Annotated in this window: 6 protein-coding genes; 1 reads left to right on the forward strand and 5 read right to left on the reverse strand. The window is 67.5% G+C overall.

Annotated features, from left to right (window positions below; genetic code table 11):
• Positions 1-187: 187 nt before the first annotated feature.
• From WV31_RS22840 to WV31_RS16125, 5 genes are all read right to left on the reverse strand, one after another.
• Positions 188-13,903, reverse strand: a complete 13,716-nt coding sequence (locus tag WV31_RS22840) for an S-layer family protein (RefSeq protein ID WP_168185813.1) — start codon at positions 13,901-13,903, stop codon at positions 188-190.
• Positions 13,904-14,174: 271 nt separating this feature from the next.
• A complete protein-coding gene (locus tag WV31_RS16110; RefSeq protein WP_085374526.1) occupies positions 14,175-15,521 on the reverse strand; it encodes a B12-binding domain-containing radical SAM protein in 1,347 nt (448 codons plus the stop codon).
• Positions 15,522-15,537: 16 nt separating this feature from the next.
• A complete protein-coding gene (locus WV31_RS16115; RefSeq protein ID WP_237051327.1) occupies positions 15,538-16,758 on the reverse strand; it encodes a glycosyltransferase in 1,221 nt (406 codons plus the stop codon).
• Positions 16,755-17,837, reverse strand: a complete 1,083-nt coding sequence (locus WV31_RS16120) for an NAD-dependent epimerase/dehydratase family protein (protein ID WP_085374527.1) — start codon at positions 17,835-17,837, stop codon at positions 16,755-16,757. Before WV31_RS16120 ends, WV31_RS16115 begins: the two co-directional genes overlap by 4 nt.
• Before the next feature lie 19 nt (positions 17,838-17,856).
• Positions 17,857-18,927 carry an NAD-dependent epimerase/dehydratase family protein gene (locus WV31_RS16125; RefSeq protein ID WP_085374528.1) on the reverse strand — a complete coding sequence of 357 codons (1,071 nt, stop codon included), beginning with the start codon at positions 18,925-18,927 and terminating at the stop codon, positions 17,857-17,859.
• A 261-nt stretch (positions 18,928-19,188) separates the two neighbouring features.
• Here WV31_RS16125 and WV31_RS22185 point away from each other — a divergent pair, with 261 nt between their 5' ends.
• Complete coding sequence (locus tag WV31_RS22185) at positions 19,189-19,362, forward strand: hypothetical protein (RefSeq protein WP_168185964.1); 174 nt, start codon at positions 19,189-19,191, stop codon at positions 19,360-19,362.
• Positions 19,363-19,376: the final 14 nt, after the last annotated feature.

Raw genomic sequence — 19,376 nt, forward strand, 5'->3', positions numbered from 1 at the left:
CGGACCGGCCGCGTGCGAGCGCGCCGGGGCCGACGTCCATAATGACCGCCCAATGGTTAACGGATTGATGCCGGATTTTCGTTCCGCCGCGCACGACCGTCAGGGCAAGCGAACACCGCCCCCCGCAAACGGGGCGGCATCACCGGGAAGGGTGAGCCGTCCCCGGTGGGGGACGGCTCATCTTGCCTTAGGTGTTGGTGTTCGAGCCGCTGATTGCCCAGAAGTAGGCGTTCTGCTGGTCGGTGTTGAGGTAACTGACGGCACCGCCCTGGATCGCGTTGGCCTGGGTGGTGGTCAGGGCGTAGATGTCGGTGGTCTCGAGGCCGACGATCTGGGTGGTGGTGAGGCCATCGATCTGGGTCGTCGTCAAGCTGTTCGCCTGGGTGGTGGTCAACGCTGCGATGTTGGCCGAGGTCAGGGCGTTCAGCTGGGTAACGGTCAAGGCCTTGATATCGGTGGTTTCGAAGGCCGCAGTCACCGTGCTGGTCAGCGCTCCCAGCTGGGTGACCGTCAGGCCGCCGATCTGGGTGGTGGTCAGACCCGCCACATTGGTGGTGGTGAGCGCGTTGAGCGCGGTGGTGCTGAGCGCGCCGACCCCGGTCGAGGCCAGAGCCCCGATCTTGGCGGCGGTCAGGCCCGTCGCCTGGGTATTGGTCAGGGCTCCCACCTGAGTGACCGACAGGGCGGCCATATCGGTGGTCTCCATGGCGTTCAGCTGGGTCGTGGTCAGCCCCGTCACCTGCGTGGTGGAGAGGCCGCCCACCTGGGTGGTGGACAGGGCCGCGACCTGGGTGGTGGTCAGCGAGTTGAGGCTGCTGGTGGTCAGGGCCCCGATCTCGGTGGTGGTCAGCACCGCCAGGTTGGTGGTGGTGATCGCTGCCGCCTGGGTGGTGGAGAGGCCGCCGATCTGGGTCGCGGTCAGCGACGCGAGGTCGGTGGTCTCCATGGCGTTCAGCTGGGTGGTGGTGATGCCGGCCACCTGGGCGGTGGTCAGGCTCTGCACCTGGGTCACCGTCAGGGCCACCAGATCCGTGGTCTCCAGGGCGTTCAGCTGGGTGGTGCTGAGGCCGGCCACCTGGGTGGTGGTCAGGTTCACCACCTGGGTGGTGGTCAGCGCCGCGACGCCGGTGGTGGTCAGCGCATTCAGCGCGGTGGTCGAGAGCTCGGCGATATCGGTGGTTTCGATATTCGCCAGCTGGGTCGTGGTGATGCCGGCCGCCTGGGTGGTGGTCAGCGCACCGATCTGGGTGGCCGAAAGGGCGGCCAGATCAGTGGTCTCAAGGGCGTTGACCTGGGTGGTGGAGAGGCCGGCCACCTGGGTGGTGCTCAGGTTGGTGAACTGAGTGGTGGTCAGGGCCGCCACGTCGGTGGTTTCGAGCGCGTTCAGTTGGGTGGTGTGGAGGCCGCTGATCTGAGTCGCGGTCAGGTTGATGATCTGGGTGGTGGTCAGCGCCGCCACACCGGTGGTGGTGAGCGCGTTGAGCGCGGTGGTGGTGAGCGCCGCCAGATCGGTGGTCCCGATGTTGATCAGCTGGGTGGTGGTGATGCCCGTGGCCTGGGTCGCGGTCAGCGAGGCGGCCTGGGTCGAGCTCAGCGAGGCCACGCCGGTGGTCGACAGGGCGTTCACCGCCGTGGTGTGGAGCCCGGCGATCTGCGTGGTGGACAGACCGGTGATCTGCGTGGTGGTCAGGGCACCGGCGCCGGTGGTCGACAGGGCGTTAAGCTGGGTGATGCTCAGAGCCCCGACTTCGGTGGTGGTCAGGCCGGACACCGAGGTGGTGGTCAGCGCCGCCACCTGAGTGGTGGTCACCGAAGCCAGCTGGGTGGTGGAGAGGCTGGCGATGTCGGTGGTTTCCATCGCGTTGACCTGGGTGGTGGAGAGGCCGCCGACCTGTCCAACCGTCAAGGATCCAACCTGCGTGGTGGACAGGGCCGCCACGTCGGTGCTCTCCATCGCGTTCAGCTGGGTGGTGGACAGACCGCTGACCTGGGTCGTGCTCAGCGAGGAGACCTGGGTCGAGGTCAGGGCCGCCACGCCGGTGGTGGTCAGCGCGTTCAGCTGGGTCGCCGAGAGCGCCGTAAGGTCGGTGGTCTCGATGTTGATCAGCTGGGTGGTGGTGATGCCGGCCGCCTGGGTGGTGGTCAGGCTGGACACCTGGGTCGAGCTGAGGCCCGCGATGCCGGTGGTCGACAGCGCGTTCAGGTTGGTGGTGGACAGACCGGCCACCAGGGTGGTGGTCAGGCCCGACAGCTGGGTGGTGTTCAGCGCCGCGGCACCGGTGGTGGTCAGCGCGTTCACCTGGGTGACGGAGAGCGCACCGGCCTCGGTGGCGGTGATGCCGGCCAGCGCGGTGGTGGTGATGCCCGCCACCTGGGTGGTGGTGATGTTCGCCACCTGGGTGGTGCTCAGCGCCGCGATGTCGGTGGTTTCGAGCGCATTGACCTGGGTGGTGGAGAGGCCGGCCACCTGGGTGGTGGACAGCGAGTTCACCTGGGTGCTGGTCAGCGCCGCCACGTCCGTGGTTTCCAGAGCATTCAGCTGGGTGGTGCTGATGCCCACGGCCTGGGTGGTGGTCAGCGAGGACACCTGGGTCGAGGTCAGGGCCGCGACGCCAGTGGTGGTCAGTGAGTTGATCTGGGTGGCGGACAGGGCCACGACGTCAGTGGTTTCGATGTTGACCAGCTGGGTGGTGGACAGGCCGGCCACCTGGGTGGTGGTCAGGTTGGAGACCTGGGTCGAGGTCAGGCCCGCCACGCCGGTGGTGGTCAGTCCGTTCAGCTGGGTGGTGTTGATCCCGGCCACCGTGGTGGTGGAGATGCCGGCCAACTGGGTGGTGGTCAGAGCCGCGAGGCTGGTGGTGGTCAGCGCGTTGACCTGGGCGGCGGACAGCGCACCGGCCTCGGTGGCGGTGATGCCGGACAGGGTGGTGGTGGTCAGACCGGCCACCTGGGTGGTGGTGATGCCCGACACCTGGGTGGTGGTCAGCGCCGCCACGTCGGTGGTCTCCATCGCCTTGACCTGGGTGGTGGTCAGGTCGCCGATCTGGGTGGTGGTCAGCGAGCGGACCTGGGTGGTGGTCAGGGCGGCGACGTCCGTGGTTTCCAGGGCGTTCAGCTGGGTGGTGCTGACGCCGGGGACCTGGGTGGTGGTCAGCGAGGCCACCTGGGTCGAGGTCAGGGCCGCCACGCCGGTGGTGGTCAGCGAGTTGATCTGGGTGGCGGACAGGGCCGCCACGTCAGTGGACTCGATGTTCACCAGCTGGGTGGTGGACAGTCCGGCCACCTGGGTGGTGGTCAGGCTGGAGACCTGGGTCGAGTCCAGACCGGCCACGCCGGTGGTCGACAGAGCGTTCAGGTTGGTGGTGGACAGTCCGGCCACCGTGGTGGTGGTCAGGCCGTTCAACTGGGTGGTGTTCAGCGCGGCCGCGCCGGTGGTGGTCAGGGCGTTGACCTGGGTGAAGGTCAGCGCGCCGGCCTCGGTCGCGGTGATGCCGGACAGGGCGGTGGTGGTCAGGCCGGCCACCTGGGTGGTGGTGATGCCCGACACCTGGGTGGTGGTCAGCGACCCGAAGTCCGTGGTCTCGAAGGCGTTGACCTGGGTGGTGGTCAGGCTGGCCAGCTGGGTGGTGGTCAGGGCGCGGGCCTGGGTGGTGGTCAGCGCGGCCACGTCCGTGGTCTCAAGGGCGTTCAGCTGGGTGGTGCTGACGCCGGGGACCTGGGCGGTGGTCAGCGACGACACCTGGGTCGAGGTCAGGGCCGCCACGCTGGTGGTGTTCAGCGAGTTGATCTGGGTGGCGGACAGGGCCGCCACGTCAGTGGACTCGATGTTCACCAGCTGGGTGGTGGACAGGCCGGACACCTGGGTGGTGGTCAGCGCGGCCACCTGGGTCGAGCTGAGGCCGGCGACGCTGGTGGTCGACAGGGCGTTCAGTTCGGTGGTGGTCAGGCCGGCCACGACGGTGGTGGACAGACCGGACAGCTGGGTGGTGGTGAGCGTCGCCGAGCTGGTGGTGGTCAGGGCGTTGACCTGGGTGGTGGTCAGCGCACCGGCGCCGGTGGCGGTCAGGCCGGACAGGGCGGTGGTGGTCAGGCCCGCGATCTGGGTGGTGCTCACCGCCGAAATCTGAGTGGTGGTCAGCGCCGCGATGTCGGTGGTTTCGAAGGCGTTGACCTGGGTGGTCTTCAGGCCATCGACCTGGGTGGTGGTCAGCGAGCGCACCTGGGTGGTGGTCAGCGCCGCCACGTCGGTGCTTTCCAGGGCATTCAGCTGGGTGGTGCTGAGGTTGGAAACCTGGGTGGTGGTCAGCGATTCGACCTGGGTGCTGGTCAGCGCGGCCACGCCGGTGGTGGTCAGCGAGTTCAGGGTGGTGGCCGAGATGGCGGCCAGATCCGTGGTCTCGATGTTCACCAGCTGGGTGGTGGACAGGCCCGCCGACTGGGTGGTGGTCAGCGCGCCGACCTGGGTCGAGCTCAGGCTGGCGATGCCGGTGGTGGTCAGGGCGTTGATCAGCGTGGTGGTCAGGCCAGCCACGTTGGTCGAGGTCAGGCCGTCCAGCTGGGTGGTGTTCAGCGCCGTGGCGTTGGTGGTGGTCAGCGCGTTGATCTGAGTGGTGGTCAGCGCGTTCACCTCGGTGGAGGTGATGCCGGACAGGGCCGTGGTGTTCAGTCCGCCGGTCTGGGTGCTGGTGATGCCCGAAACCTGGGTGGTGGTCAGGGCGGCGATGTCCGTGGTCTCGAGGTTGTTGACCTGGGTGGTGGACAGTCCGGCCACCTGGGTGGTGGTCAGCGAGCGCACCTGGGTGGTGGTCAGTGCCGCCAGATCGGTGGTTTCCAGCGCGTTCAGCGTGGTGGTGGACAGGGCCGCCGCCTGGGTGACCGTCAGGCTGATGGCCTGGGTGGTCGACAGTGCCGCCACGTTGGTGGTGTTCAGCCCGTTCAGCGCCGTGGCGGTCAGGGCCGCGACCTCGGTGGTGGTCAGGTTGGTCAGCTGAGTGGTGGTCAGGCCGGCCGTCTGGGTCGAGGTCAGCGCGCCCACCTGGATGGTGGTCAGGCTGGCGATGCCGGTGGTCGACAGGGCGTTGATCAGCGTGGTGGTCAGGCCGGCCACGTTGGTGGTGGTCAGGCCGTCAAGCTGGGTGGCGGTCAGGGCCGCGGCGTTGGTGGTGGTCAGCGCGTTGATCTGGGTGGTGGTCAGCGCGTTCACCTCGGTGGAGGTGATGCCGGACAGGGTGGTGGTGGTCAGCGCACCGGTCTGCGTGCTGGTGATGCCAGACACCTGGGTGGTGGTCAGCGCCGCGATGTCGGTGGTTTCGAAGGCGTTGACCTGGGTGGTGGTCAGGCCGTCCACCTGGGTGGTGGTCAGCGAGCGCACCTGGGTGGTGGTCAGCGCGGCGACGTCGGTGCTTTCCAGGGCGTTCAGCGTGGTGGTGCTGATGGTGCCCACCTGGCCGGTGGTCAGGCCGCTGACCTGGGTCGAGGTCAGGGCCGCGATGCCGGTGGTGGTCAGCGCGTTGACCTGGGTGGCGGTCAGCGAGGCGGCCTGGGTGGTGGTCAGGTTGACCAGCTGGGTGGTGGTGATGCCGGCCAGCTGAGTGGTGGTGACGCCGCCCAGCTGGGTGACGGTCAGGGCCGCCACGTCGGTGGTTTCCAGCGCGTTGACCTGGGTGGTGGAGAGGCCGCCGACCTGGGTGGTGGTCAGCGAGCGCACCTGGGTGGTGGTCAGCGCCGCCACGTCCGTGCTCTCCAGCGCGTTCAGCTGGGTGGTGGACAGGCCCGAGACCTGGGTGGTCGACAGGTTCGACACCTGGGTGCTGGTCAGGGCCGCCACGCCGGTGGTGGTCAGCGAGTTCAGCGACGTCGCCGACAGGGCGGAGATGTCGGTGGTCTCGATGTTGACCAGCTGGGTGGTGGACAGGCCGGCGGTCTGCGTCGAGGTGATGGAGCCCACCTGAGTGGTGGTCAGGCTGGCGATGCCGGTGGTGCTGAGCGCGTTCAGGTTGGTGGTGGACAGGCCCGCGACCTGGGCGGTGGTCAGGCCGTCCAGCTGGGTGGCGGTCAGCGCCGCCGCATTGGTGGTGTTCAGGGCGTTGACCTGGGTCACCGACAGGGCGGCGACTTCGGTGGAGGTGACGCCGGACAGGGTGGTGGTGGTCAGGCCGGCCACCTGGGTGGTGGTCAGGTTGGAGACCTGGACGGTGGTCAGGGCCGCCACGTCGGTGGTTTCCAGCGCGTTGACCTGGGTGGTGGTCAGCGACGAGACCTGGGTGGTGGTCAGCGAGCGCACCTGAGTGGTGTTCAGGGCGGCCACGTCGGTGGTTTCCAGGGCGTTCAGCTGGGTGGTGCTGAGGCCGGACACCTGGGTGGTGGTCAGCGAGTCGACCTGGGTGCTGGTCAGGGCCGCCACGTTGGTGGTGGTCAGGACGTTGAGCACCGTGGCGGTCAGGGCGCGCAGATCGGTGGTTTCGAGGTTGGCGACCTGGGTGCTGGTCAGCGCCGCCGCCTGGGTGGTGGTGATGCCGGCCACCTGGGTGGCGGTCAGGCTGGCCAGGCCGGTGGTCGACAGGGCGTTGAGCGTGGTGCTGGTCAGTCCGCCGAACTGGGTGGCGGTCAGGCCGTCCAGCTGCTCAGTGGTCAGAGCCGCGGCCGAGGTGGTGGTCAGCGCGTTCAACTGGGTGGTGGACAGGCTGCCCACCTGGGCCGAGGTGACGCCCGAAAGCGCGGTGGTGGTCAGGCCGGTGGCCTGGGTGGTGGTCAGGTTGGAGACCTGGGTGTTGGTCAGGGCGGCGACGTCGGTGGTCTCCAGCGCGTTGACCTGGGTGGTGGTCAGCGACGAGACCTGGGTGGTGGTCAGACTCCGGACCTGAGTGGTGTTCAGGGCGGCGACGTCGGTGGTTTCCAGCGCGTTCAGCTGGGTGGTGCTGAGGCCGGACACCTGGGCGGTGGTCAGCGAATCGACCTGGGTGCTGGTCAGTGCGGCAACGCCGGTGGTGGTCAGCGAGTTCAGCGAGGTGGCCGACAGGGCGCGGACCTCGGAGGTGGTCAGATTGATCAGCTGGGTGGTGGTGATGCCTGCGGTCTGGGTGGTGGTCAGGCCGGCCACCTGGGTGCCGGTCAGGCTGGCCAGGGTCGTGGTGTTCAGCGCGTTGAGGCTGGTGGTGGTCAGGTTGGCCACCTGGGTGGCGGTCAGGCCATCCGCCTGGGTCGCGTTGATCGCGGCGGCGTTGGTGGTGTTCAGCGCGTTCAGCTGGGTGGTGGACAGGCTGCCCACCTGGGTCGAGGTGACACCGGACAGGGCGGTGGTGGTCAGGCCGGTCGCCTGGGTGGTGGTCAGGTTGGTCAGCTGCGTATTGGTCAGCGCCGCGATGTCCGTGGTCTCGAGCGCGTTCACCTGGGTGGTGTTCAGACCCGAGATCTGGCCGGCGGTCAGGCTGCGCACCTGGGTGGTGTTCAGGGCGGCCACATCGGTGGTTTCCAGCGCGTTCAGCTGGGTGGTGTTGAGGCCGGAGACCTGGGCCGAGGTCAGGCCGTCCACCTGGGTGGTGGACAGGGCCGCCACGTTGGTGGTGGTGAGCGAGTTGAGCGCGGTGACCGAGATGGCGCGCAGATCGGTGGTCTCGATGGCGCCGAGAGCCGTGGTGGTCAGTCCGCCGGACTGGGTGCTGGTCAGGGCGGAGGCCTGGGTCTGGCTCAGGCCGGCCAGGGTGGTGGTGGCCAGGGCGTTCAGGCTGGTGGTGGTCAGGCCGGCGACGGTGGACGACGCGACGCCCGACAGCTGGGTGGTGGACAGGGTGGCCGCGCCGGTGGTGGTCAGCGCGTTCAGCTGGGTGGTGGACAGCGCCGCCACTTCGGTCGAGGTCAGGGCGCCGATGCTGGTGGTGGTGAGGCCGGTAGCCTGGGTAGTCGTCAGGTTGCTGACCTGGGTGGTGGTCAGCGCCGCGATATCGGTGGTCTCGATCGCGTTCAGGTTGGTGGTGGTCAGGCCGGCGATCTGGCCGGAGGTCAGCGCGCGGACCTGGGTGGTCGACAGCGCGGCGACGTCGGTGGTCTCCAGGGCGTTCAGGGTGGTGGTGGTGAGGCCGCTCACCTGGGTGGTGGAGAAGTTGCTCACCTGGGTGCTGGTCAGGGCCGCCAGGCTGGTGGTCGACAGCGCGTTCAGCTGAGTGGCCGTCAGGGTGCTGATGACCGCCGAATTCAGCGCGACCGCCGCCGTGGTGGTCAGGCCGCCGGTCTGGGTGGTGGTCAGGCCGCGCAGCTGGGTGCCGGTCAGGCTGGACAGCGCGGTGGTGGTCAGCAGGTTCAGGTTGGTGGTCGACAGGCCGCCCACCTGGCCCGAGCTCAGGGCTTCGACCTGGGTGGTCGTCAGCAGCACCACGTTGGTGGTGGTCAGAGCGTTCAGGTTGGTGGCGGTGAGCGAGCCCACCTGGGCCGAGCTCAGTTCGGTCACGAAGGTGGTGGACAGCGCCGCCACCTGGGTGGTGTTGACGCCGGTGACCTGGGTCGAGGTCAGGGCGGCCAGGTCGGTGGTTTCCAGCGCGTTGAAGTGCGTGGTGTTGAGGCCGCCGACCTGGGCGGAGGTCAGCGAGCGGACCTGGGTGGTCGACAGGACGACGATGTCGGTGGTGTCCAGCGCGTTCAGGACCGTCGAGGTCAGACCCGACACCTGGCCGGTCGCCAGCGCCGCGACCTGGGTGCTGGTCAGCGCCGCCACGTTGGTGGTGGACAGGGCGTTCAGCGCCGTGGTGGTCAGCGACGACAGCTCCGTCGTCTCGATGTTGACCAACTGCGTGGTGCTGATGCCGGCGGTCTGGGTGCTGGTCAGCGCACGGACCTGGGTCGTCGTCAGGCTGGCGACGGCGGTGGTGGTGAGCGCGTTCAGGTTGGTGGTCGACAGGCCGGACACCTGGGTGGCGGTCAGGCTGGACACCTGGGTGCCGCTCAGCGAGCCGGCGGAGGTGGTGGTCAGCGCGTTGAGCTGCGAAGTGCCGAGGGCGCGCAGGTCGACGGTGGTGAGTTCGGCCGCCGAGGTCGAGTTGAGGGCGCTGAGCTGGGTGGTGGTCAGGGCCGCCGCCTGGGTGGCGGTCAGGACGCCGACGTCGGTGGTTTCCAGCGCGTTGACCAGCGTGGTGGTCAGGGCGCCGACCTGGGTCGTGGTCAGCGAGCGCACCTGGGCGGTGGTCAGGGCAGCCGCGTCGGTGGTCTCCAGGCCATTCAGGTTGGTGGTCGACAGACCGGAAACCTGGGTGGCGGTGAGCGAGCTGACCTGGGTGGTGGTCAGCGACGCCACGCTGGTGGTGGTCAGCGCGTTGACCTGGGAGGTGGCCAGGGCCGACAGGCCGGTGGTGGCCAGGGCCGACGCCGCCGTGGTGGTCAGCGCGGCCGCCTGGGTGGTGGTCAGACTCCGAGTCTGGGTGGCGTTAAGGGTTGCCAGACTGGTGGTTGACAGGGCGTTCAGGTTCGAGGTGGACAGGCCGGTCACCTGGGCGGTGGTCAGGGCCGCCGCCTGGGTGCTGGTCAGGGCCGCCGCGGTGGTGGTGGTCAGCGCGTTCAGCTGGGTGGCGCTCAGCGCCTTGACTTCGGTGGCGGTCAACGCCGAGGCGTTGGTGGTGTTCAGACCCGCCGCCTGGGTGGTGGTCAGGCCGGCGATCTGGCTGGCCGACAGCGCCGCGATGTCCGAGGTTTCCAGCGCGTTCAGAACGGTGGTGGTCAGGCCGGCCACCTGGGTGGCGGTCAGGCCCTTCAGTTGGAGGCTGGTCAGGGCGGCGACGCCGGTGGTGTCCAGCGCGTTCAGCGTGGTGGTGCCGAAGCCGGCCAGCTGGGTGGCGCTCAGCGTGGTCTGCTGGGTGGTGGACAGCTCGGCGATATTGGTGGTCGACAGCGCATTGAACACGGTCGCGCTGAGAGCGCCCAGTTCCGTGGTGGAGAGTGATCCCGCCTGGGTCGAGGTCAGGCCGCCGACCTGGGTGGTGGTCAGGTTCTTGGACTGGGTGGCGGTCAGGCCGGCGATGCCGGTGGTCGACAGGGCATTGAGATTGGTGGTGCTGAGGCTGGAGACCTGGGTGGCGGTCAGCGACGACACCTGGGTGGTGGTCAGCTGGCCGGCGCCGGTGGTGGTCAGCGCGTTCAGCTGGGTGGTGGTCAGCGCCTTGGCCTGGGTGGCCGACAGGCCCGAGATCTGGGTGGTGGACAGGCCGCTCACCTGGGTGGTGGACAGGCCATTGATCTGCGAGGCGTTGAGCGCGGCGAGATCGGTGGTTTCCAGCGCGTTCAGCTGAGTGGTGCTGAGGTTGGTGACCTGGGTGGCGGTCAGGCCCTTCAGCTGGCTGCTGGCCAGGGCGGCGACGTCGGTGGTCTCCAGCGCGTTCAGCTGGGTGCTGGTCAGATCCTTGATCTGCGTGGCGGTCAGCGCCGAGGCCTGGGTCGTCGACAGGCCGGCGACGTTGGTGGTGGTGAGCGAATTCAGCGTAGTGGCTGTCAGGCCGGCCAGATCGGTGGTTTCCAGCGCGCCGAGGGCGGCGGCGCTCAGACCGGCCACCTGGGTCGTGGACAGACTCCGGGCCTGGGTGATGGAAAGGCCCGCAATGGTCGTGGTGGCCAGGGCGTTCAGGTTGGTGGTCGACAGCCCGGAGACCTGGGTGGCGTTGAGCTGGCCCACCTGGGTGGTGGACAGGGTGGCCGCGCCGGTAGTGGTCAGCGCGTTCAGCTGGGTGGTGGTCAGCGCCTTGGCCTCGGTGGCGGTCAGGCTGCTGATGGAGGTGGTGGACAGGGCGGCCACCTGGGTGGTGGTCAGGCCGCCGACCTGGGTGGCGGTCAGCGCCGCAAGATCGGTGGTTTCCAGCGCGTTCAGCTGGGTGGTGGTCAGGCCGCCGACCTGGGTGGCGGTCAGGTTGCGGAACTGGCTGGTGCCGAGCGCCGCCAGATCGGTGGTTTCCAGCGCGTTGAGCGTGGTGGTGCCGAGGCCGCCCACCTGGGTGGCGGTCAGGACCGATAGCTGCGTGGTGGACAGCGCGGCGACGTTGGTGGTCGACAGCGCGTTGATCACGGTGGCGGTGAGCGCCCCAAGTTCCGTGGTGCTGAGCGATTCCACCTGGGTGGTGGTCAGGCCGCCCAGCTGGGTGGTGGTCAGACCCTTGGACTGGGTGGCGGTCAGGCCAGACACGGCGGTGGTGGTGAGCGCGTTCAGGTTGGTGGTCGACAGACCCGACACCTGGGTGGCGGTCAGCGCCGCCAGCTGGGTGGTGGACAGCTCGGCCGCGTTGGTGGTGGTGAGCGCGTTGAGCTGGGTGGCGGTCAGGGCCTTGGCCTCGGTCGCCGTCAGGTTGGTGAACTGGGTGGTGGTGAGCGCGCCCACCTGGGTGGTGGTCAGGCCCGCGACCTGGGTGGCGGTCAGCGACGCCAGGTCCGAGGTTTCCAGCGCGTTCAGTTGGGTGGTGGACAGGCGTCCGACCTGGGTGGCGGTCAGGCCCTTCAACTGGGTGGAGTTCAGGGCCGCGACGTCGGTGGTTTCCAGCGCATTCAGCTGGGTGCTGCTGAGGCCGCCGATCTGGGTGGCGGTCAGCGCCGACACCTGGGTGGTGTCCAGGGCGGCGACGCCGGTGGTGGTCAGCGCGTTCAGCTGGGTCGCCGTCAGGCTGGCCAGCTCGGTGGTTTCCACGCCGCTCAGCTGGGTGGTGCTCAGCGCCGCCAGTTGGGTGGTGGTCAGGCTCTTGGCCTGGGTGGCGGTCAGGCCGCCGATGCCGGTGGTCGACAGGGCGTTCAGATTGGTGGTGCTGAACGCTGCCACCTGGTTGGTGCTGAGCCCGGCCACCTGGGTGGTGGTCAGCTGTCCGGCATTGGTGGTGGTCAGTGCGTTCAGCTGCGTCGTCGTCAGGGCGCGCAGTTCGGTGACCGTCAGCGCCGTGGCGTTGGTGGTGGACAGCGCGGAAATCTGGGTGGTGGTCAGCGCGGCGATCTGAGAGGCATTCAGCGCCGCGATGTCGGTGGTCTCGAACGCGTTGATCTGGGTGGTGGTCAGCCCGGCGACCTGGGTGGCGTTCAGCGCGCGGACCTGGGTCACGTTCAGCGCGCCGACATTGGCGCCGGACAGGGCGTTCAGGGTGGTGGTGTTGAGGCCGGAAACCTGCGCCGCGGTCAGGGCGCTGGACTGGGACGTGGTCAGCTGGCCCACATTGGTGGTGGTCAGCGCGTTCAGGGCCGTCACCTTCAGATTGGCGACGTCGGTGCTTTCCAGGGCGCCCAGCGCGGTGGTGGTGAGGCCGCCCACCTGGGTCGAGGTCAGACTCTGGGCCTGGGCGATGCTCAGGCCGGCGATGGCGGTGGTCGACAGGGCGTTCAGCGTCGAGGTGGACAGGCTGCTGACCTGGGCGGTCTCGATGGCGCCGACCTGGGTGGTGGACAACTCGGCGGCGGCGGTGGTGGCCAGGTTGGCCAGCTGCGTGCCGCTCAGCGCCTTGATCTCGGTGGCGGTCAGGCTGCCCGCCAGGGTCGAGCTCAGGTTGGCCAGCTGGGTGGTGGTCAGCTGGGCCACCTGCACGGTGCTCAGACCCGCGAAGTCGGTGGTTTCGAGCGCATTGACCTGGGTGGTGGTCAGGCCCTGAATCTGCGTGGCGCTCAGCGAGCGCACCTGGGTCAGGCTGAGGCCGGCGATGCTGGTGGTCTTGAGCGCATTCAGCGTGGTGGTGTTCAGGCTGCCCAGCTGAATGGTGCTCACCGCGCTCAGCTGAGTGGTGGTCAGCGTGTTCAGCGCGGTGGTGGTCAGGGCGTTGATCACCGCGGCGGCGAACGCCCCGGTCTGGGTCGAGGAGAGCGACGCCACCTGGGTCGAGGTCAGGGACGACGCCTGGGTGGTGGTCAGGCCGCGCAGTTGCAGCGTGTTCAGCGACGACAGGGCGGTCGAGGACAACTGTCCCAGATTGGTGGTGCTGAATCCCGCCAGCAGGGCGGAATTGAGGCCACTCACCTGGGTCGAGGTCAGCTGCCCGATATTGGTGGTCGACAGGGCGTTGATCAGGGTGACGCTCAGCGCACCGATCTCGACGCTGGTCAGGGCGGCGGCCGACGAGGTGGTCAGCGCGGCCGTCTGGGTGGTGGTCAGGCCGCTCAGCGACAAGGTGGCGAGCGCCGCCAGATCGGTGGATTCCAGCGCGTTCAGGTTGGTGGTGGTCAGCGCGCCGACCTGGGTCGAGGTCAGACTCTGGGCCTGGGTGGTGGTCAGCGCGGCCAGATTGGTGGTGTTCAGCGCGTTCACCGCGGTGCTCGACAGCCGCGCGATCTGGGTCGCGCTGAGGCCGGAGACCTGCGAGGAGGACAGGCTGGCGAATTGGGTGGTGGTCAGACCGCCGATCTGGGTCGCGGTCAGGCTGTTGAGTTCGGTGGTGGACAGCGCCGCCGTCCTGGTGGTGGTCAGGCCGGACAGCTGGGTGGTGGACAGGCCGGCGACCTGGGCGCCGCTCAGGCTGGCCAGGCCGGTGGTGGTCAGGGCGTTGAGGGTCGTGGTCGAGAGGGCGGCGACGTGCGAGGTCTTGAGTGCGGCGAGCTGGGTGGTGCTGAGGACGGCGACGTCGGTGGTTTCAAGCGAGCTGATGAGCGTGGAGCTGATCGTGGAAATCTGGGTGGTGGTCAGGCCGGTGACGGCCGTGGACGACAGAGCCGCGATGTCCGACGTGGAGAAGACGCCGAGCTGGGTGGCGTTCAGAACGCCCAGCTGGGCCGCGTCGAACACGATTTGCGTGTTGTCGAATGCCGCGACCTGGGTCGAACTGAGCACACTCAGCTGCGATGTGCTGAGTGCCGCAATGTCCGTGGTTTCCAGCGCCTGAATCTGGGTGACGGTGAGCTGAGTCAGCTGCGTCGAAGCCAGAGCTGCGATGTCTGTGGTGTTCCAGCCCGCGACTGTCGTCGTCGACAACCCCGGAATCGCCGTTGCAGCGAGGAATGTGACTGAAGAAACCACGGCTACCCCCTTTCTGGAGATTCATGCGCCGCTTCGGACGCCCGCTCGCAAAAAATATATTGGCACTCAGGTTAATTAACTACCAAAACGCAGGCCCGTAAGCAATGAATTTATCCGGGCCCTGACCGCGCAATCCCATTGGAATCTCCCGGTTTCCGCCGCAGCCCCGATGCGGCGTAATACTTTTGACCTGGGGTCCTGAAGTCCGGGAATTGGGTATGTCGGGTCAAGCCTGTAGGGCGCGCATCTTCTCGATTTTCAACTGACCGTCCGTTTCACGGCTGTAGTTCTCATCCAATTTGGCGCCGGGATAGGCTTTCAGATTGGCTGTCCGGCCCAGGGTGTGCAGCGGCGCGCCCTCGATCTCGGCGCAGCCCGATTTCTGGCACGAATCCAGCGGCAGCGAGGCCATGTAGTCTTCCGTGTCCTGCATCTGGGCCGCCGTTTCGCCGGGCAGGCCGAAGGTGAAGGTTCCGTGCAGCGTCATGCCCACCCGCTTGATCTCGAAGGCGACCTTGCGGGCCTCTTCCAGGTTCAGCTTCTTGTTGACGATGTTGTCGACCACGTCCTGGTTGCCGCTCTCGAAGCCGATCTTGACGCCGAAGCAGCCGCTGTCCTTCATTTCCTGCCACATGCCGAAGCTGACGGTGTCGGCGCGGCACATGGCCGACCACGGCACGTTCAGCTTGCGCATGACCTTGCACATCTTCTCCACGTGGCGGTCGCCCAGGTTGAAGGTGTCGTCGTCGAAATAGATGGAGCGGAAGCCGTATTTGCCGACCAGTTCGGTGAGGAAGGCCTCCATGTAGTCGGCCGAGTACTGGCGCACGATGCGCTTGCCGCCGCCGTCCGGATCGTTGGAGGTCATGGTGGCGGGCCAGACGCAGAAGATGCATTTGTAGGGGCAGCCGCGGCTGGACAGCACCTGGGCCTGGGGGAATTGCTGGCCGTGGGGATTGGTGTCGCAGTAGCGCTGGGCGATGATGTCGTCGAAATAGGGGAAGGGGGCCGAATTCATCTCGGCCACGCTCAGCAGGTCGAAATCCACCACGCCGTTGGCGCCGTTCAGCGCCTTGATGACGCCCTTCTCGTATTCGCCGCGCACCGTGGCCTGGATGTTGGGGGCCTCGTCCAGCAGGGCTTCGCCGTGGCTGGTGATGGGGCCGGTGACGATGAAGCGGGTCTGGGGCAGGCGCCGGGCGATCTCGGCGATCACCCCCTTGTCGTGGTCCCAGCTGGGCGAGGCGGATTCCATGACGATGTATTGGAAGCGCTCGGCCTCGAGATACTCATAATATTTATCGTAGGATTCGCGCATGGCGATGGAATCGCGGAACGCCACCTGCGCTCCGCTCTCCCTGGCGCACCAGGTGGCGGCGTGGCCCAGGAAGAACGGATAGGGCAGGTAGGAGCCGAACTGCCATTCGTCGGGGCCATGGGGGAGATAGAAGGTGAAGGGCCAGCGCGAACCGGCCCGGACTCCGGCGCGGTGGACCAAAGCGTGGCTGCCGTTGGGCAGGGGATAGAGGGCTTGGCCTTGCCACCACGGGGGATTGCTGAACAGGACCTTCATGGGTGACGTCCTTTCTTCAAGGGGCCGTTTGCCAGGACAGCAGGGTGTCCATCAGGCATTTGGCGCCGCGGGTCTCCCCCCAGCGGATGGAGGCCTGCCGGGCGAGGCCGGCCAGGCGGTCATAGTCGTCGAGGGCGGCGACGGTGGCGGCGACAACGCCGTCGGCGCTCTCTTCCCTGAATATTGTGCCGGGCTCGGCGAATTCACGGATGACCGAATGCATGGTGGTGCCCTCGGGCACCACCACCGGAATGGCGTTGGCCATGGCCTCGCTGACCACGGCGGAATAGGACGCGATGAAGCGGTTGCGGTTGTAGGGGCAGACGATCAGGTCCGACTGCTCCAGCAGGTTGGCCCACAACGTTCCGTCGGCGGCCCGTTCGTCGAGCATCAGCCGGGAATCGGCGGCCGCCATGGCGCGCAGCTCCTGCTGCTGGTCGGTCATGCCCTGGGGCTCGCCGTTATGGACCAGGACCCGGATGTCGTCGCGCTCGGCCAGCAGGCGGGCGACGATGGCCGGGACCTTGGTGAAGCCCTTGTCGGGCCGCTGGTGCCCGAGGAAGGCCACGGTCAGCGGCCGGGCCGCGCCCCGGCGATCGAGCCGGGCGGAGATCGCCTGCTGGGGCAGCGGCAGCGTGCCGACGGGGAAGTCCAGCAGCATCTGGTACACGGACGAGGACTGGGCGTCGAAGGTGGCCAGCCGCAGCCATTTCCGGTCGGCCTCGGACAGGGTGCGGGCGGTATAGCGGTACAGCACGGCGCGGGAATCGATTCGGGGGTCCATGGCGGTGAAACGCAGGCCGTCGGGGGTCTCCGAAACTAAAAGCCCGGGATCGGTGCCGAATTCCACCACCACCGTGGGGCGCTGGTCCTCGGGGCGCGACTGGGCCCAGCGGATCACCCCCATGAGCTGCGGCGGCTGGACCGAGTTGAAATAGAGCATGTGCTCCGGCCCGATGCCCTCGATGCGGTTCAGGTCGTCGGCCAACCCCTGGGCGACCACCTCGAAATTGGTCAGCCAGCCGCACACCGGGTCGGTGTCGTAAAGCCCGTAGGTGTGGAAGCGGAACCACGGCACCGCCGCCAGCTCGTCGCGCAAGTCGGGTTCCATCCCGGCGTGGCCGAAGATGGCGCAGGGGATGTCGCGACCGCGCAATTCCACCGCGATGTGGCGGGCCGAATTGGCGTGGTGGCCAAGGTTGTTCATCAGTCCGGTGTCGAAATAGACCAGCATCATCCGACCTTCCCGCTCCGCGCCAGCCGTTCCGCCATGGCGTCATGAATCTCGGCCAGGATGCGTCGGATGTCGTAGGTGAAATTCCAGCCGGGGTAATCGGCCTTGAAGCGCTCGACGCTGCTGATCCACCAGATGTGGTCGCCGACGCGGTTGGTGTCGGAATAGGTCCAGTTCATGGGCCGCCCGGTCAGTTCCTCGCACATGGCGATGGCTTCGAGCATGGAGCAGTTGGAGTGGCGTGCTCCGCCCATGTTGTAGACCGCCCCCGATTTCGGCGCCTGGAAGACGTGCCAGAAGGCGTTGACCAGATCGGCGGAATGGATGTTGTCCCTGACCTGCTTGCCCTTGTAGCCGAGCACCGTATAGGGATCGCCGGTGACGGCGCACTTGACCAGATAGGACAGGAAGCCGTGCAACTGGGCGCCCGAATGGCCGGGACCGGTCAGGCAGCCGCCGCGGAAACAGGCGGTCTTCATGCCGAAATAGCGGCCGTATTCCTGGACCAGCAGGTCGCCGGCCACCTTGGATACTCCGAACAGCGAGTGGGTGCAGGCATCGATGGACATGCTCTCGTCGATGCCGTGCTTGGCCCAGGGATGGCTGGGCTCCAGCTCCCAGCGGGTGTCCATTTCCACCAGCGGCAGGGCGTTGGGCGTGTCGCCATAGACCTTGTTGGTGCTGCAATGGATGAAGCAGGCGTCGGGGCAATGCTTGCGCACCGCCTCCAGCAGCACCAGGGTGCCGTTGGCGTTGACGGTGAAGTCCACCAGCGGCTCCTTGGCCGCCCAGTCGTGGGAGGGCTGGGCCGCGGTGTGGACCACCGCCTGGATGTCCTTGCCGTAGCGGACGAAGATGGCGTCGATGGCGGCGGCGTCGCGGATGTCGGCCTCGCAATCCACATAGCCCTTGAGGTCGCGCCGCAATTCGCCGCGCGCCCAGGCGGTGCTGGCCGTCTCGCCGAAGAAATAGCGGCGCATGTCGTTGTCGATACCGACCACGGTAAAGCCGCGGGCGCCGAAGAAGCGGGTCGCTTCGGCGCCGATCAGCCCTCCCGAACCGGTAATGATGACGACGCTCATGGTTCCCCCCCCCGGCGGCTCAGGCGAACATCGGGGCCAGCATGGCCCGGTGTTCCAGCAGCCAGGCGTGGATGTCGCCCAGCACGGTTTCGACGCTGCGCCTCGGCGTCCAGCCGCTGGCTTCGGTGATGGCGGTGTTGTCGGTGACGTAATAGGGGACGTCGGCGTCGCGGGTTTGGGGATCCGAGCCCAGCGCCACCTCGCATCCCGAGATGCGGCGGCAATGCGCGGTCAGCTCGCGCAGCGAGAGGCAGACGCCCGGGCCGCCGCCCACGTTGAAGACCCCCTGGGAAAAACGCTCCAGGTCGGCCATCTGCAACCGCACCAGATCATAAAGATCGTCCACGTGCAGGATGTCGCGCACCTGGCGGCCGTGGCCGCCGAAGCCCATGTAGCCCAGCGGGCCGCCGAACACGTGCCGCGCCATCCACAAGACGATGACGCCCTGGTCCACCTTGCCCATCTGCCAGGGGCCGGTCAGCACGCCGCAGCGGTTGATCACCGCCTTCAGGCCGTAAAGCGCCCGATATTCCTCGATCAGCAGTTCGGAGGCCAGCTTGGTGGCGCCGTAGATGGAGCGGCTGCCCGACAGGGGGAAGTCGGCCGAAATGCCGGCTTCTGACCAGCCCGGTCCTTGGGCGCCCGGCGGAATCGCCAGACGCTCGCCCCGTTCCTCGAGCGGAATGGCCCGCAATCCGGCGATGGGATAGACCCGGCTGGTGGACAGGAACACCATGGCGGCCCCTGAGCGCCGGGCATATTCCAGGCAGTTCACCGTGCCCAGCAGGTTGGTGTTGACCACATAGGCGGGGTTGCCGTCATAGCCGGCATGGACGCTGGGCTCGGCCGAGCATTCGATCACCAGGTCGGCGGGACCCAGCGCGGCCAGATCCTCGGCGCAACGCACGTCGCCGTGCTCGAACCCGACGCCGCCCCGGCGCAGGCGCGTCAAGGTCAGTTCGCTGCCGCGGCGCTTGAGATTGTCGAAGGCCACCACCTCGGCATCGCCCATGTCGCGCTTCAGCGCCATGGCGATATTCGAGCCGACGAACCCCGCTCCACCCGTTACGACTATTCTTGTCCGGTTCATGCTGGAGGGCTCTGAATCATGGCCGGTGATTCTTCCGGCCAAGGTTGAAACTCGTCTTTATCGCCCCGCAATCCATAAGACTTCATTAAGTGGGTGAAATGGGCATGATTGGAATAATGCCAATTTCAATGTGGGTATTTTGGTAATTCGGTACCGGTATGCGTATTTTGCATCGGCACATGCGAATTGGTCGATTCTCGGCTCCCCTTGGCCGCCGTAAGGTGGGGGCAAGCGAAAAACATCAAGACCGAGGACCCCGCCATGACCCTGCACCAGCTGACCCACTCCGCCACATTCGAGTTCGACTTCCGCCTGGGCGACATGGTGCGCCGCGTGGTCGCCAGGCTCCGGGGCTTCGCCGCCGCCCGCCGCCTCGAGCGCGAGCTGGCCATGCTCGACCACCGCGAGATCGCCGATCTGGCGTGCCGCCGCTAGGACTATCCCTTTCG

This window comes from Magnetospirillum sp. ME-1 (assembly GCF_002105535.1).
In the GTDB taxonomy this organism is placed as follows: domain Bacteria; phylum Pseudomonadota; class Alphaproteobacteria; order Rhodospirillales; family Magnetospirillaceae; genus Phaeospirillum.

Bases quoted from the DNA above. Each gene is read 5' to 3' on its own strand.
- WV31_RS16125 (WP_085374528.1), bottom strand. From the start codon at position 18,927: ATGAACCGGACAAGAATAGTCGTAACGGGTGGAGCGGGGTTCGTCGGC.
- WV31_RS16120 (WP_085374527.1), bottom strand. From the start codon at position 17,837: ATGAGCGTCGTCATCATTACCGGTTCGGGAGGGCTGATCGGCGCCGAA.
- WV31_RS16110 (WP_085374526.1), bottom strand. From the start codon at position 15,521: ATGAAGGTCCTGTTCAGCAATCCCCCGTGGTGGCAAGGCCAAGCCCTC.
- WV31_RS22185 (WP_168185964.1), top strand. From the start codon at position 19,189: ATGACCCTGCACCAGCTGACCCACTCCGCCACATTCGAGTTCGACTTC.
- WV31_RS16115 (WP_237051327.1), bottom strand. From the start codon at position 16,758: ATGATGCTGGTCTATTTCGACACCGGACTGATGAACAACCTTGGCCAC.